The organism is Mesorhizobium sanjuanii (genome assembly GCF_002529485.1).
Classification (GTDB): domain Bacteria; phylum Pseudomonadota; class Alphaproteobacteria; order Rhizobiales; family Rhizobiaceae; genus Mesorhizobium; species Mesorhizobium sanjuanii.
In genome coordinates, this window is the sequence record NZ_NWQG01000060.1 from 1 (window position 1) to 13,694 (window position 13,694).

General features: G+C 61.4%; 16 protein-coding genes. 14 read left to right on the top strand and 2 right to left on the bottom strand.

Going from position 1 to position 13,694, the window contains the following annotated elements; all coding sequences use genetic code 11:
• Positions 1 to 309: 309 nt before the first annotated feature.
• A complete protein-coding gene (gene gyrA / locus CN311_RS11655) occupies positions 310 to 3,111 on the top strand; it encodes a DNA gyrase subunit A (protein WP_097573850.1) in 2,802 nt (933 codons plus the stop codon).
• Positions 3,112 to 3,171: 60 nt separating this feature from the next.
• Here gyrA and CN311_RS11660 read toward each other — a convergent pair whose 3' ends face one another.
• The gene (locus CN311_RS11660; RefSeq protein ID WP_097573852.1) at positions 3,172 to 3,324 is read right to left on the bottom strand and encodes a hypothetical protein; all 153 of its coding nucleotides are present in this window, start codon (positions 3,322 to 3,324) and stop codon (positions 3,172 to 3,174) included.
• A gap of 192 nt (positions 3,325 to 3,516) precedes the next feature.
• Here CN311_RS11660 and coaD point away from each other — a divergent pair, with 192 nt between their 5' ends.
• The 7 genes from coaD (at position 3,517) to tgt (ending at position 8,059) form a co-directional block, all read left to right on the top strand.
• Positions 3,517 to 4,017 (top strand): pantetheine-phosphate adenylyltransferase, encoded by a 501-nt coding sequence (gene coaD / locus CN311_RS11665; protein ID WP_097573854.1) that lies wholly within the window; start codon positions 3,517 to 3,519, stop codon positions 4,015 to 4,017.
• A gap of 111 nt (positions 4,018 to 4,128) precedes the next feature.
• Positions 4,129 to 4,623, top strand: coding sequence for a peptidylprolyl isomerase (locus CN311_RS11670; protein ID WP_245440805.1), 495 nt, complete (start codon positions 4,129 to 4,131; stop codon positions 4,621 to 4,623).
• A 41-nt stretch (positions 4,624 to 4,664) separates the two neighbouring features.
• Positions 4,665 to 5,177, top strand: coding sequence for a peptidylprolyl isomerase (locus CN311_RS11675; protein WP_097573858.1), 513 nt, complete (start codon positions 4,665 to 4,667; stop codon positions 5,175 to 5,177).
• Positions 5,178 to 5,206: 29 nt separating this feature from the next.
• Positions 5,207 to 5,572, top strand: a complete 366-nt coding sequence (locus CN311_RS11680) for a hypothetical protein (protein WP_097573860.1) — start codon at positions 5,207 to 5,209, stop codon at positions 5,570 to 5,572.
• Positions 5,573 to 5,584: 12 nt separating this feature from the next.
• A complete protein-coding gene (gene queA, locus CN311_RS11685; protein ID WP_097573862.1) occupies positions 5,585 to 6,670 on the top strand; it encodes a tRNA preQ1(34) S-adenosylmethionine ribosyltransferase-isomerase QueA in 1,086 nt (361 codons plus the stop codon).
• Positions 6,660 to 6,929, top strand: a complete 270-nt coding sequence (locus CN311_RS11690; protein ID WP_097573864.1) for a hypothetical protein — start codon at positions 6,660 to 6,662, stop codon at positions 6,927 to 6,929. The genes queA and CN311_RS11690 overlap by 11 nt, the downstream gene beginning before the upstream one ends.
• A complete protein-coding gene (tgt, locus tag CN311_RS11695) occupies positions 6,929 to 8,059 on the top strand; it encodes a tRNA guanosine(34) transglycosylase Tgt (protein WP_097573866.1) in 1,131 nt (376 codons plus the stop codon). Before CN311_RS11690 ends, tgt begins: the two co-directional genes overlap by 1 nt.
• A gap of 8 nt (positions 8,060 to 8,067) precedes the next feature.
• Here the strand turns inward: tgt and CN311_RS11700 are convergent, their stop codons facing one another.
• Positions 8,068 to 8,487, bottom strand: coding sequence for a DUF4864 domain-containing protein (locus CN311_RS11700; RefSeq protein WP_097573868.1), 420 nt, complete (start codon positions 8,485 to 8,487; stop codon positions 8,068 to 8,070).
• 218 nt (positions 8,488 to 8,705) lie between these two features.
• Between CN311_RS11700 and CN311_RS11705 the strand changes: the two genes are divergently transcribed.
• The 6 genes from CN311_RS11705 to CN311_RS11730 form a co-directional block, all read left to right on the top strand.
• Complete coding sequence (locus CN311_RS11705) at positions 8,706 to 8,942, top strand: Lrp/AsnC family transcriptional regulator (protein ID WP_006334738.1); 237 nt, start codon at positions 8,706 to 8,708, stop codon at positions 8,940 to 8,942.
• Between the two features lie 146 nt (positions 8,943 to 9,088).
• Complete coding sequence (locus CN311_RS11710) at positions 9,089 to 10,501, top strand: circularly permuted type 2 ATP-grasp protein (protein WP_165779669.1); 1,413 nt, start codon at positions 9,089 to 9,091, stop codon at positions 10,499 to 10,501.
• 119 nt (positions 10,502 to 10,620) lie between these two features.
• Entirely contained in the window at positions 10,621 to 11,562 is a 942-nt protein-coding gene (locus CN311_RS11715; protein WP_097573871.1) for an alpha-E domain-containing protein, read from the top strand.
• Between the two features lie 7 nt (positions 11,563 to 11,569).
• The gene (locus CN311_RS11720) at positions 11,570 to 12,364 is read left to right on the top strand and encodes a transglutaminase family protein (protein ID WP_097573872.1); all 795 of its coding nucleotides are present in this window, start codon (positions 11,570 to 11,572) and stop codon (positions 12,362 to 12,364) included.
• A 32-nt stretch (positions 12,365 to 12,396) separates the two neighbouring features.
• On the top strand, positions 12,397 to 13,128 hold the full coding sequence (locus CN311_RS11725) for a proteasome-type protease (protein WP_097573874.1): 732 nt from the start codon (positions 12,397 to 12,399) through the stop codon (positions 13,126 to 13,128).
• A 66-nt stretch (positions 13,129 to 13,194) separates the two neighbouring features.
• Positions 13,195 to 13,694: pyridoxal phosphate-dependent decarboxylase family protein (locus CN311_RS11730; RefSeq protein WP_245440804.1), on the top strand; the 500-nt coding region annotated here is incomplete at its 3' end.

Consider the following 13,694-nt stretch of genomic DNA (forward strand, 5'->3'; position numbering starts at 1 on the left):
CCCGCCGCTTCCGGCGGGTCATGGGGGAAGCGCCCGGCGCCTATCGCGCCCGCCGGCGTGTTTCTTGGCTTTGACCCGTTCCATGTCCCTAAAGCGATACGATGGCCGGGTTGTCGCGGTCGCGCCCCCTTGATGGCGGGCTTTGCCTTGGCAATGGCGAAAGGCGCCTTGGCCATATCGTCGCAATCGGTGGTATCCTTTTGAAATTACCAACGAAATTGTCTCTGGAAAAGCCGTCTCCGATATTGGAGTTTCGGCGGCGCTTCCTATATAAGCAGCCAGTGATTCCCGACTGGATTGTGACCTGATTTGACCGACCAGAAACCACCGCGGGGCGCAGATGGCGGCCCGACCGGCATAGAGCCGATATCCATCATTGAGGAGATGCAGCGCTCCTATCTCGATTACGCCATGAGCGTGATCGTCAGCCGTGCCCTGCCTGACGTGCGCGACGGTTTGAAGCCGGTGCATCGGCGCATTCTCTACGCCGCCCATGAGAGCGGCTACCACTGGAACCGCAAATATGTGAAGTCGGCCCGCCCGGTCGCCGACGTGATGGGTAAATACCATCCGCATGGCGACGCCTCCATCTATGACGCCTTGGTGCGCATGGCGCAGGACTGGTCGCTGCGCGTGCCGCTGATCGACGGGCAGGGCAATTTCGGCTCGATCGACGGCGATCCGCCGGCGGCGATGCGTTACACCGAGTCGCGGCTGACAAAGGTCGCGCATGAATTGCTGGAGGATATCGACAAGGAAACCGTCGATTTCCAGGACACATATGATGCCTCCGATACCGAGCCGAAGGTCCTGCCGGCTCGCTTCCCGAACCTGTTGGTCAACGGGTCCGGCGGCATTGCCGTCGGCATGGCCACCAACATTCCGCCGCACAATCTCGCCGAAGTCTGCAATGGCGCCATCGCCATCATCGACAATCCGGCGATCGACCTGCCGGCGCTGATGGAGATCATCCCGGGACCGGATTTCCCGACCGGCGGCATCGTGCTTGGCCGTTCCGGTATCTACAGTGCCTATTCGACTGGTCGCGGCTCCATCGTCATGCGCGGCCGCGTCAATGTCGAGCAGCGTGGCAACGATCGTGAATCGATCGTCATCACCGAGGTTCCCTACCAGGTGAACAAGGCCTCGATGATCGAGAAAATGGCCGAACTGGTGCGCGACAAGCGCATCGAAGGCATTTCCGACATTCGCGACGAAAGTGACCGCCAGGGCTATCGCGTCGTCATCGAACTGAAGCGCGACGCGGTCGCCGACGTCATCCTCAACCAGCTCTATCGCTTCACGCCGCTGCAGACGTCCTTCGGCGCCAATATGGTGGCGCTCAACGGCGGCAAGCCGGAAGTGCTGACGCTGATCGACATGCTGAAGGCGTTTGTCGCCTTCCGCGAGGAGGTGATCAGCCGGCGTACGAAATTCCTGCTGCGCAAGGCGCGCGACCGCGCCCATGTGCTGGTCGGTTTGGCCATCGCCGTCGCCAATATCGACGAGGTGATCAAGCTCATCCGCACCGCGCCGGATCCGCAAACGGCACGCGAGCAGTTGATGGAACGACGCTGGCCCTCGGGCGACGTCGAATCGCTGATCCTCCTGATCGACGATCCGCGCCATCGCATCAACGAGGACGGCACCTACAATCTGTCAGAGGAGCAGGCCCGCGCCATCCTCGAACTGCGCCTGCAGCGCCTGACCGCGCTCGGCCGCGACGAGATCGCTGACGAGTTGAATACGATCGGCGTCGAAATTGTTGATTATCTTGACATTTTGTCCTCCCGCGCCCGGATCCAGCAGATCGTCAAGGATGAACTCATCGCCGTGCGCGACGAGTTCGGCACGCCGCGCCGCACCGAGCTCACCGACGGTGGGGCGGACATGGAAGACGAGGACCTGATCCAGCGCGAGGACATGGTCGTGACGGTCAGCCATTCCGGCTACATCAAGCGCGTGCCGCTGTCGCTCTACCGAGCGCAGCGCCGTGGCGGCAAGGGCCGCTCCGGCATGTCGACCAAGGAAGAGGATTTCGTCACCCGGCTGTTCGTCGCCAACACGCATACGCCGGTGCTGTTCTTCTCCTCGCGCGGCATTGTCTACAAGGAAAAGGTGTGGCGTCTGCCGATCGGCAACCCGCAGTCGCGCGGCAAGGCGCTGATCAACATGCTGCCGCTGGAACAGGGTGAGCGCATCACCACGATCATGCCGCTGCCCGAGGACGAAACGAGCTGGGGCGAACTCGATGTGATGTTTGCCACCACGCGCGGCACCGTGCGCCGCAACAAGCTGTCGGACTTCGTCCAGGTCAACCGCAATGGCAAGATCGCCATGAAGCTGGAGGAGGAAGGCGACGAGATCCTCGGCGTCGAGACCTGCACAGACAATGACGACGTGCTTTTGACAGCAAGTTCCGGCCAATGCATCCGCTTTTCGGTCAGCGATGTGCGCGTCTTCCAGAGCCGCAATTCGGTCGGCGTGCGCGGCATCGCCATGGCCGACACCGACAGGGTGATCTCAATGGCGGTGATCGAACATGTCGACGCGCCGCCGGCCGAGCGTGCCGCCTATCTCAAGCGGGTGGTGGCCGAACGGCGGCTCGCTGCCGATATCGCCGCCGGCGAGGAGGAAGACATCCAGCTCACCAATGAGGAGGTCGGCGAGGAAACGGAGCTTTCCGACGAACGCTACGAGTTCCTCAAGGCGCATGAGCAGTTCGTGCTGACGGTGACGGAATATGGTTATGGCAAGCGCTCGTCGTCCTATGATTTCCGCCTGACAGGACGCGGCGGCAAGGGCATCCGCGCCACCGATGTGTCGAAGACGGCAGAGATCGGCCGCCTGGTGGCGACCTTCCCGGTCGGCAATGACGACCAGATCATGCTGGTTTCGGATGGCGGCACCGTCATCCGCGTGCCGGTCCACGATATCCGTTTCGCCAGCCGCGCCACCAAGGGCGTGACCATCTTCAATACCGCCGAAGGCGAGAAAGTCGTGTCGGTGGAGCGGATTTCGGAACCGCAATCGGACGAGGAAGCCGAAGAGAACGTCGAGGCCGGGTCGAATGGCAGCGTCGAGGACGCCGGTACGGACACCACCGAATAGGCCTTGAAATGGCGGCGCCGGCCCATGGCCGGCGCGAATGCAATCTGTGGGGTACGTGACTTAGAAGTGTCGGTAGGTCTTTCGCACACCAAAGCCTTCGAAACGCTTGGTGTTGGACTTGGCGCGAACGCGATCGGCCTCCTGATGCAGCCCAAGTACGGTTGCGATCAGCATGGCGACGGTCATTGCGGTGGCTAGCATGTAGATCAGCATGTGCGTGTTCTCCTGCGCCTAACAACGATTAAATGGGGATTTGGTTTCATCTTCTGAAGCTGCAACCTAGTGAACGCTGCGTGAAGCGTTCGTGATCAACGCATTCATCTGTCGTTCATGTCCGCGAAAAGGTTCACGTTCGTTGCATCAATCGGATTTGCCTTCCGCCCGTGTGCCCGCTAGAAGCCTGCCATGACCGAACGCATCGCCCTTTATGCCGGCTCTTTCGATCCGCTGACCAACGGCCATCTCGACGTGCTGAAAGCGTCGCTGGCCGTGGCCGACATTGTCTACGCGGCGATCGGCATCCATCCTGGCAAGAAGCCACTGTTTTCCTTCGAGGAACGGGTGACCCTGATCGAGAGTGCGACCAAGGCGGAATTCGGCCGCGACGGCGCCCGCATCAAGGTCGTCGCCTTTGACGGGCTGGTCATCGATGCTGCCAGGAAGCAAGGCGCCTCGATCATGATCCGCGGCCTCCGCGACGGCACCGATCTCGACTATGAGATGCAGATGGCCGGCATGAACGAAACCATGGCGCCGGAACTGCAGACGGTTTTTCTGCCCGCCAGCCCTTCGGTGCGAACCATTACCGCCACACTTGTCCGCCAGATAGCCTTGATGGGAGGCGATATCCGCCCCTTCGTGCCAGCGGCCGTGGCCGGCGCGCTCACCGCCAAATTCGCAAAATAAGTTTCTCGGAGAAGACCAATGCAGCTGAAAAAGCTTGCCTCTTTCCTCGTCGTGCTTGCCGGTCTTGTGACCGCATCGGTCTCGGCTTTCGCCGCCGATCCGGAAAACACCATGATCATCACGCTGAAGGATGGCGACGTGACCATTGCGCTGAGGCCGGATCTCGCGCCCAAGCATGTCGCGCAAATCAAGAAGCTGGTGCGCCAGGGCGCCTACGACAATGTCGCCTTCCACCGCGTCATCGACGGCTTCATGGCGCAGACCGGCGACGTCAAGTTCGGCAACATGAAGAATGGCTTCAACGCCGATGCCGTCGGCACCGGCGGGTCCGATCTTCCCGACCTGCCGGCGGAATTCTCCAAGACCGAGCACTATGAGCGCGGCGTGGTCGGCATGGCCCGTTCGCAAGACCCGAATTCCGCGAATTCCCAGTTCTTCATCATGTTCGCGCCGGCGCCGCCGCTCGATGGCCAGTACACCATCGTCGGCAATGTCGTCAGCGGCATGGAACTGGTGGACAAGATCAAGAAGGGCGACGAGGCGAACAATGGCACGGTCACCGAGCCCGACCGGATGATCAAGGTGCGCATCGCCGCAGACAAGTAAAATTGTCAAAATAAATATGTTTTTTCAAAAGGATATCTGACATGGCCGAGATCAAGGACCGCGAGAACGCGCTCATCATGGAAACGACCAAGGGCAAGGTCGTCATCGAACTGTTTCCCGATTTGGCGCCCGGCCATGTCGGTCGCATCAAGGAACTGGCGCGCGAAGGCGCCTATGACGGCGTGGTGTTCCACCGCGTCATCGACGGTTTCATGGCGCAGACCGGCGACGTGAAGTTCGGCAATTCCAGCAAACCTTCGTTCGCACCGTCCCGCGCGGGCATGGGCGGCTCGGAAAAACCCGACCTGAAGGCGGAGTTCTCCAACGCCAACCATGGCCGCGGCACCTGCTCTATGGCGCGTTCGCAGAACCCGAACTCGGCCAATTCGCAGTTCTTCATCTGCTTCGACGACGCCGCCTTCCTCAACCGCCAGTACACGGTCTGGGGCCAGGTCATCGAAGGCATGGACAATGTCGACAACATCAAGCGCGGCGAGCCGGTGCAGGATCCCGACAAGATCGTGTCGCTGAAGGTTGCGGCCGACGTAAAATGAGTTGCCGGGCTGTCGCAGCAGTCACGCTGATGTTTGCTGCTTCAGCCACGCCGGCGCTGGCTACAGAATCGATCGTTTGTAGTGCCGAGGGCGGCGCTGCGTCGATCGACGTCCTTCTGGGACACACCGCCGTCATCGCCGTCGCGCGTGTATGGCTGGATGCCGGCGGCAAGACATGGACCACGGACGGGCAGCCGGGCTCAATGAAAATCGTCGTTGGACAGGCATTCGAGGACGATCAGCGCATGCTGATCGACCTCACCGATGAAGCCATCAGTTCGATCGTCGCCAGATTGCGGCTGGTCAAGGCCAGCGAACAATCCAGCTCTGCCATGGGCGGAACGCTGAGCATAGAAGGTGTTGGCACCTGGGCGGTGACCTGCCCTGAACCTTGAGGCGGGGAATTCTTGCGCGTCGATCTTTTCGATTTCGAACTGCCGGAGGAGCGCATCGCGCTTCGCCCGGCCGAACCGCGCGACAGCGCCAGGATGCTGGTGGTCAGGCCGGGCGAGGGGCTTGAGAACCGCACGGTGCGCGATCTGCCATCCTTGCTGAAGCGCGGCGATGTCCTGGTCTTCAACGACACCAAGGTCATTCCCGCGCAACTGAAAGGCATCAGGCGCCGTGGCGAGGCGGTGGCGCAAGTGGAAGCGACGCTGCATATGCGCACCGCGCCGGACCGGTGGCTGGCCTTCATGCGGCCGGGCAAGCGCGTCGCCGCCGGCGACCGCATTCATTTCGGTCATGACGGCAATTCCTGCTTTCTCGGCCAGCTCGACGCCACGGTGATCGAGAAAGGCGATGGCGGTGAGGTGCTGCTTGGCTTCGACCTTTCCGGTCCGTTCCTTGACGACGCGCTGCACGCTGTCGGTCATATCCCGCTGCCACCCTATATTGCGTCGAAGCGTGAGGACGATGAGCGTGACCGCAGCGACTACCAGACCATCTATGCAAGGGAGGAGGGGGCGGTGGCCGCGCCGACAGCCGGCCTGCATTTCACGCCGGAGCTGTTCGCCGCGCTTGACGCGAAGGGCATCGAGCGCCGTTTCGTCACCTTGCATGTCGGCGCCGGCACCTTCCTGCCAGTGAAAGCCGACGACACCGCCGACCACAAGATGCATGCCGAGACCGGCTCCGTCAGCCCGGAAACCGCCGAGTCGCTGAACGCGGCGAAGGCGAGGGGCGGGCGCATCATCGCCGTTGGCACGACCTCGCTGCGCCTGCTGGAAAGTGCGGCAACCCCCGACGGCCGGCTCGCCGCCTGGGCGGGGCCGACCGACATCTTCATCACGCCCGGCTACCGCTTCAAGACAGCCGACATGCTGATGACCAATTTCCATCTGCCGCGTTCGACGCTGTTCATGCTGGTTTCGGCCTTCTCGGGGCTCGAAACGATGCGCGCGGCCTATGCGCATGCCATCGAGACCCGTTACAGGTTCTATTCCTATGGAGACGCAAGTCTTCTGTTCAGGGAGGAGAACGATGGACGATGATCTGGAAACCTTCGATCGCGACGCCTTGATCGCCGAGGTCAGGAAATTGCGTGCCGGCATTCGCACCCACCGCGATGCGACCGGCCATGATCTGTGCTGGCATCATCCCGATCTCTGGGACCTGTTGCCGGAAAGGACCGAGCCGGCTATCGCCGTGCCGCCCTGGCCGAAATTCATGCGTGGCTGCATCCGTTACCGGCAATCGCTGGACAGGCAGGCTCCGAGCGCGCCGGTGCATGACAAGGAATTCAATGACTAATGACTAGAGAGTTCACCTTCAAGGTGCTGGCGACTAACGGCAGAGCGCGGCGCGGTGCGATCACCATGCCGCGTGGCGAAATCCGCACCCCGGCCTTCATGCCGGTCGGCACCGGCGGCACGGTGAAGGCGATGTATATGGATCAAGTGCGTGGCGTCGGCTCGGACATCATCCTTGGCAACACCTATCATCTGATGCTGAGGCCCGGCGCAGAGCGCGTGGCGAGGCTCGGCGGCCTGCATGAATTCGCCCGCTGGCCGCATCCGATCCTGACCGACAGCGGCGGCTTCCAGGTGATGTCGCTGTCGAAGCTGAGGAAACTCACTGAAAAAGGCGTCACCTTCCGCTCTCATATCGATGGCGCTGCCTACGAGATGTCGCCCGAACGCTCGATCGAGATCCAGGGACTGCTCGATTCCGACATCCAGATGCAGCTCGACGAATGCACGGCACTGCCGGCCGAGAAGAAGGAAATCGAGCGCGCCATGGAATTGTCGCTGCGCTGGGCCGAGCGTTGCAAGTCGGCGTTCGGCGACCAACCGGGCAAGGCGATGTTCGGCATCGTACAAGGCGGCGATGTGCCTGATTTGCGGCTGCGTTCGGCACAGGCACTGAAGGCGATGGATCTGAAGGGTTACGCCGTCGGCGGGCTTGCCGTCGGAGAACCGCAAGCGGTGATGCTCGACATGCTCGACATCACCTGTCCGGAACTGCCGGCGGACAGGCCGCGCTATCTCATGGGCGTCGGCACGCCGGACGACATATTGAAATCGGTGGCGCGTGGCATCGACATGTTCGATTGCGTCATGCCAACCCGTGCCGGCCGCCACGGCCTTGCCTATACAAGACGTGGCAAGGTCAACCTGCGCAACGCCCGCCATGCCGACGATCCGCGCCCGCTGGACGAGGACAGCGACTGCCCGGCGGCGCGGGATTACTCGCGTGCCTATCTGCACCATCTGGTGCGTTCGCAAGAAGCGCTGGGGGCGATGCTTCTGACCTGGAACAATCTTTCCTACTATCAGAAGCTGATGCAGGACATTCGCGCCGCGATCGAGGCCCGCGCGTTCGACGCGCGGGCCGCGGAAATTTCCGAAGGCTGGGCGAGGGGCGATATTCCGGCGATGTGACCGAGCGCTCAGGTGCTCAGCGCGCTGGATGCGCGCAGGCTGCAGCCGGTTATCTGGTAAGTCCCGTCGGGCTGCTGTTCGAGCGTATAGACCGCCTCGTAGTCCTTGCCGTCCGGTCCGACGATCAGCACCTGCTGGATGATCGATGTCGGGCTCATTTCCTGCACCTTGCCGAAGGAATAGGTCCGCGGCTTGCGCACCGGCGCATAGCCATTGGTCACCATGTTCATGAAGGTGTCGACGGTCGGAAAGATGCGTTTCACATTCGGCGCGGCGAAGCCGTAGGCAGCAGCGCCGTCATCGGCCATGAAAGCCTTCAATTGCCCGTCGATGGTTGCCTGGCCAGCCTTGATTTCCGCATCGCCGGCCAATGCCGGGAACGTAAAAATGAATGGAAGGATTGCGAATGCGAAAACCGCGCGGCGCATGGCCTGTCTCCATTATCCCCTGACGAGCCGTCCGAAGACGCTCAGCATACCATACGCTCGACGGTGCTTCATGGTTTCAGCGACGGCAACATTCAATGTCACACGCAGGGCGGAACTCAGGCAGTTGCAGGCGAGGGCGGCCGGAGCGCCTCCTGCTTGAAAGCCGGGCGGCAGTCTGCCACAAGGGCCGCTTAGTCGCGTTTGAGCAGGACTGGGCAATGAAGGCATTTTTCGTGCAGATAAAGTGCGATCTGGGCAAGGCCTATGAGGTCGCCAGCGCGCTGGCCGATGCCGAGATCGCCTCGGAAATCTACTCGACCGCCGGAAATTACGATCTGCTCGCCAAATTCTATGTCGACGACGAGGAGGACATCGGCCACTTCGTCAACGAGAAGGTGCAGATTCTGCCCGGGATTAAGGACACGTTCACGGTCGTCACCTTCCGCGCCTTCTAACAAGGCAAACCCTGACACAGCCATATTGTTGCTGCCCTAATTTTAGGCAGCGGTGACATACTGATCGCTGACACCCCCCAAATTGCCGATTGCGCTTGATTTTCTCCGGCGGGGCCAGTGAAATGGCGTCATAGGGGAGTATGCGATTGGCAGCGTTTGATGAAATGCTTCCGGAAGTTTCCGGGTTGAGAAAACCGTATTCGGCTTACGATCGCTGGCTGAAGGAGCAGGACCCGGCCAGACTTACCGAGAAGATGCAGGACGCCGAACGCGTCTTCCGCAAAACCGGCATCACCTTTGCCGTCTATGGCGAGCAGGAAGCCTCCGAACGCCTCATCCCCTTCGACATCGTTCCACGCATCATTTCAGGCAATGAATGGCGGCGGCTGACGCAAGGCATCGAGCAGCGCGTCCAGGCGCTGAACGCCTTCCTCGACGACATCTATCATCGCCAGGAGATCTTGCGCGCGGGCCGCGTTCCCAAGGAACTGATCGCCAGCAACGAGGCGTTCCTGCCCGAGATGATCGGAGTCAGGCCGCCGGCCGGCGTCTACACCCATATCATCGGCGTCGACATCGTGCGCATCAGCGAAAACGAATTCTATGTGCTTGAGGACAATGCGCGCACGCCGTCGGGCGTCTCCTACATGCTGGAGAACCGCGAGACGATGATGCAGCTCTTTCCCGAGTTGTTCCAGCAGATCAAGGTGCGGCCTGTCGAAAACTACCCGCAGCTCCTGCGCCAGTCGCTGGCGGCGGTGCGGCCGCAAAGCACTAAAGGCGCGCCGACTATCGCCGTGCTCACACCGGGCAGCTTCAACTCGGCCTATTTCGAACATGCTTTCCTTGCCGACCAGATGGGGGTGCAGCTTGTCGAGGGGCAGGATCTGCGGGTCGTCGACGGTCATGTCGCGATGCGCACCACCGAAGGCTACAAGCAGATCGACGTGCTTTACCGAAGGGTGGACGATTCCTTCCTCGATCCGCTGACCTTCCGGCCGGACTCAGCACTTGGCGTGCCCGGAATCATGGATGTCTACCGCGCCGGCAACATCACCATCGCCAACGCGCCGGGGACCGGCATCGCCGATGACAAGGCGATCTACTCCTACATGCCCGAGATCGTCGAATTCTACACCGGCCGCAAGGCGATCCTCGGCAACATCCCGACCTGGCGCTGCTCGGAACCGGACAGTTTGAAATATGTGCTCGAGCACATCGACGAACTGGTCATCAAGGAAGTGCATGGTTCCGGCGGGTACGGCATGCTGGTCGGGCCGGCGGCGACCAAGAAGGAATGCCAGGATTTTTCCAAGAAACTCCAGGCGAAGCCGTCGAATTACATCGCCCAGCCGACGCTGGCGCTGTCGACCTGTCCGATCTTGACGGAGAAGGGACTGTCGCCGCGCCATGTCGATCTCAGGCCCTATGTGCTGGTTTCCGACCGCATCCAGATCGTGCCCGGCGGGCTGACGCGTGTGGCGCTCAAGGAAGGCTCTCTGGTCGTCAACTCATCGCAAGGCGGTGGGACGAAGGATACTTGGGTGCTGGATGATTGAGACGAGCGAGTAGGGAATAGTCAGTAGAGGGGAAGCGCATGCCATATTCCATTGAGATTCAGCCATTCACTACTCACTACTCACTATTTCCTGCTCACTAGCCCGAAGGGCCCTTTTCCATGCTTCTCGGCCGCACCGCCAACGGACTCTATTGGATGAACCGCTATATCGAGCGGGCGGAAAACATGGCGCGGCTGGTCGATGCCGGGCTGCGCATGGCGCTGACCCGTACGCAGAACGCGTCGGAGGAGTGGAGTTCGGTGCTGCTCAGTGCCGGTTCGGACGTGGTCTTCACCCAGAAATACCAGGAGTACACCGCCGCCAACGTCGCCGACTTCCTGCTGAGAGACACCTCGAATCCGTCGAGCACGATGTCGTCGATCGAGACGGCCCGCAGCAATGCCCGCATGGTGCGCACCGCGCTGACGCGCGAGACCTGGGAAAGCATCAACGAAGCCTGGATGGCGCTGAAGCGGATGCTGGCCAGGCCGATCGACGAGCGCGACCTGCCAAACGTGCTCGATGCGATCAAGCGCGAGACGGCGCTGATCCGCGGCTCGTTCTACGGTACCATGCTGCGCAACGAGATCTTCGATTTCTCGCAGCTCGGCACCTATGTCGAACGCGCCGACAACACGGCGCGTATCCTCGACGTGAAATACTATGTGCTGCTGCCGTCGATATCGTGGGTCGGTTCGACACTGGACAATTATCAGTGGGAATCGATCCTGCGCTCGGTGTCGGCGCATCGCTCCTATCGCTGGGTCTACGAGGCCGACTATAAGCCGACCAATATCGCCGACTATCTGATCCTCAATGTCCGCATGCCGCGCTCGCTGACCTTCTGTTATCGCTTCCTGACGGAGCACCTGAAATTCCTGGGCGACGACTATGGCGAGCGTCATGCCTGCCATGCCACGGCCGGCAAGACCCAGGCCATGCTGACCGCCGGCTCGATCAAGGACATATTCGACGCCGGCCTGCATGAATTCCTGGCCAATTTCATTCGCGACAACACCAGGCTCGGCGACGAGATCGCGCAGGACTATCGATTCTATTGAGGAAGCCATGCGGCTGAAGATCACCCACCGGACCGAATACCGCTACGATGCACCCGTGCATTACCTGTTGCAGCGGCTGCGGCTGCTTCCGGTCAGCGGATCGACGCAGACCGTCTTGTCCTGGGCCCTGCAGATCGAAGGCGCGCGTGAGGAAGTGCGCTTCACCGACCATTTCGGCAATGACACGCGGCTGTTGAGCGTCGAAGGCGAGCGCGATTTCATCACCGTCGAGGCCTCAGGCGAGGTGGTAACGCGGGACACCGCGGGCGTCTCCGGGCCGCATCAGGGTTTTGCGCCACTCTGGCTGTTCGGCCATGAAACGCCATTGACGACGATCGGCGACGGCATCCGCGATCTCGCCGCATCGGTCGGAGAGGGCACCGATATAGAACGACTGCATCGGCTGATGGCTGCGATCGGCGAGCGCGTCGCCTATACGCCCGGCACCACCAACGCCACGACACCAGCCGAGGAGGCGCTGGCGCTCAAGACCGGCGTCTGCCAGGACCATAGCCACATTTTTGCCGCCGCCGCGCGCACCATGGGGTTCCCGGCCCGCTATGTCAGCGGCTATCTGATGCTGGACGCGGCGGTCGAGCAGGCGGCAAGCCACGCTTGGGCCGAGGCGCATGTTGCGGGCCTCGGCTGGGTTGCTTTCGATGTGGCCAACGGTATTTCTCCCGATGAACGCTATGTAAAGGTGGCGACCGGCCGCGATTACCGCGATGCCACGCCTGTATCGGGGATTCGGCTGGGACAGGCGGAAGAAGAGCTTGCGGTCACCGTCACGGTGGAGCAGTAATTCCCGGCAAGATTGCTGCCAAAAGAGATTCGATGACCTATTGCGTCGGGCTGAAGATCGATCGCGGGCTCGTGTTCATGTCGGACACGCGCACCAATGCCGGCATGGATTCGATCTCGACCTTCAAGAAGATGCATGTCTGGGAGGAGCCCGGCGAGCGCGTCATCGTGCTGATGTCGGCCGGCAACCTAGCGACGACGCAGGCCGTGGTCAGCCTGCTCGATGAGCGCACCAAGGCAATTGCCGATCGCCACGCGACGCTGCTGGAGACACCCTCCATGTACCAGACGGTGCGGATGGTCGGCGATACCGTCAAGGAAGTCATCGCCCATTCGTCGCCTACCGGCGACAAGGCAGATTCCTATTTCAATGCTTCCTTCATTCTCGGCGGCCAGATCCGCGGCAGCGAACCGCGGCTGTTCATGATCTATCCCGAGGGCAATTTCATCGAATCGACGGACGACACGCCCTTCTTCCAGATCGGCGAGACCAAATACGGCAAGCCGATCATCATCCGCGCCTATGAAAGGACGATGAGTTTCGCCGAAACGGTGAAGCTGCTCCTGGTGTCGTTCGACTCGACGCTGAAGTCGAACCTGTCGGTCGGCCTGCCGCTCGACCTGTTGTTCTACGAAAAGGACGCCTTCAAGATCAGCCTGAAGAAGCGGATAGCCCAGGACGATCAATATTACCGCACGATCTCGGACGGCTGGTCGAGCGCGCTAAAGGCTGCTTTTGCGAGCCTGCCTGATTTTCGGGAATAGACGGTCAATCTGCTTCGCAAGCGTGCGGCGGTACCGGCTGCGCTCGGACAATTTCCCGGAGGTGCGATGAACAAGGATGATTTCCGGCAATGGTCGAGGCGCGCCGCCGATTGGGGCGCCGACTATCGGGATACGTTGAGAGAAAGACCGGTGCGGCCGCTGGTCGAGCCGGGCGACATTTTCAGGAGTATCGAAGCCTCGCCGCCCGAGGCGGCGGAACCGATGGATGCAATATTCGACGATTTCGAACACAAGATCCTGCCGGGCATGACGCACTGGCAGCATCCGCGCTTCTTTGCCTATTTCCCGGCCAATGCCGCGCCTGTCTCGGTGGTGGCCGAATATCTGGTCTCGGCGATGGCGGCGCAATGCATGCTCTGGCAGACCTCGCCGGCAGCGACCGAACTCGAGACGCGCGTCGTCGACTGGATGCGGCAGGCGCTTGGGCTGCCGGAAGGGTTTTCCGGCGTCATGCAGGATTCGGCGTCGTCGGCGACGCTGGCAGCCGTGTTGACCATGCGCGAGCGCGCACTTGATTGGCAGGGCAACAAGAAGGGCCTGCAAGG

Bases quoted from the DNA above. Each gene is read 5' to 3' on its own strand.
- CN311_RS11715 (WP_097573871.1), top strand. From the start codon at position 10,621: ATGCTTCTCGGCCGCACCGCCAACGGACTCTATTGGATGAACCGCTAT.
- CN311_RS11680 (WP_097573860.1), top strand. From the start codon at position 5,207: ATGTTTGCTGCTTCAGCCACGCCGGCGCTGGCTACAGAATCGATCGTT.
- CN311_RS11675 (WP_097573858.1), top strand. From the start codon at position 4,665: ATGGCCGAGATCAAGGACCGCGAGAACGCGCTCATCATGGAAACGACC.
- coaD (WP_097573854.1), top strand. From the start codon at position 3,517: ATGACCGAACGCATCGCCCTTTATGCCGGCTCTTTCGATCCGCTGACC.
- CN311_RS11705 (WP_006334738.1), top strand. From the start codon at position 8,706: ATGAAGGCATTTTTCGTGCAGATAAAGTGCGATCTGGGCAAGGCCTAT.
- CN311_RS11725 (WP_097573874.1), top strand. From the start codon at position 12,397: ATGACCTATTGCGTCGGGCTGAAGATCGATCGCGGGCTCGTGTTCATG.
- tgt (WP_097573866.1), top strand. From the start codon at position 6,929: ATGACTAGAGAGTTCACCTTCAAGGTGCTGGCGACTAACGGCAGAGCG.
- CN311_RS11660 (WP_097573852.1), bottom strand. From the start codon at position 3,324: ATGCTGATCTACATGCTAGCCACCGCAATGACCGTCGCCATGCTGATC.
- CN311_RS11670 (WP_245440805.1), top strand. From the start codon at position 4,129: ATGATCATCACGCTGAAGGATGGCGACGTGACCATTGCGCTGAGGCCG.
- CN311_RS11700 (WP_097573868.1), bottom strand. From the start codon at position 8,487: ATGCGCCGCGCGGTTTTCGCATTCGCAATCCTTCCATTCATTTTTACG.
- CN311_RS11690 (WP_097573864.1), top strand. From the start codon at position 6,660: ATGGACGATGATCTGGAAACCTTCGATCGCGACGCCTTGATCGCCGAG.
- CN311_RS11720 (WP_097573872.1), top strand. From the start codon at position 11,570: ATGCGGCTGAAGATCACCCACCGGACCGAATACCGCTACGATGCACCC.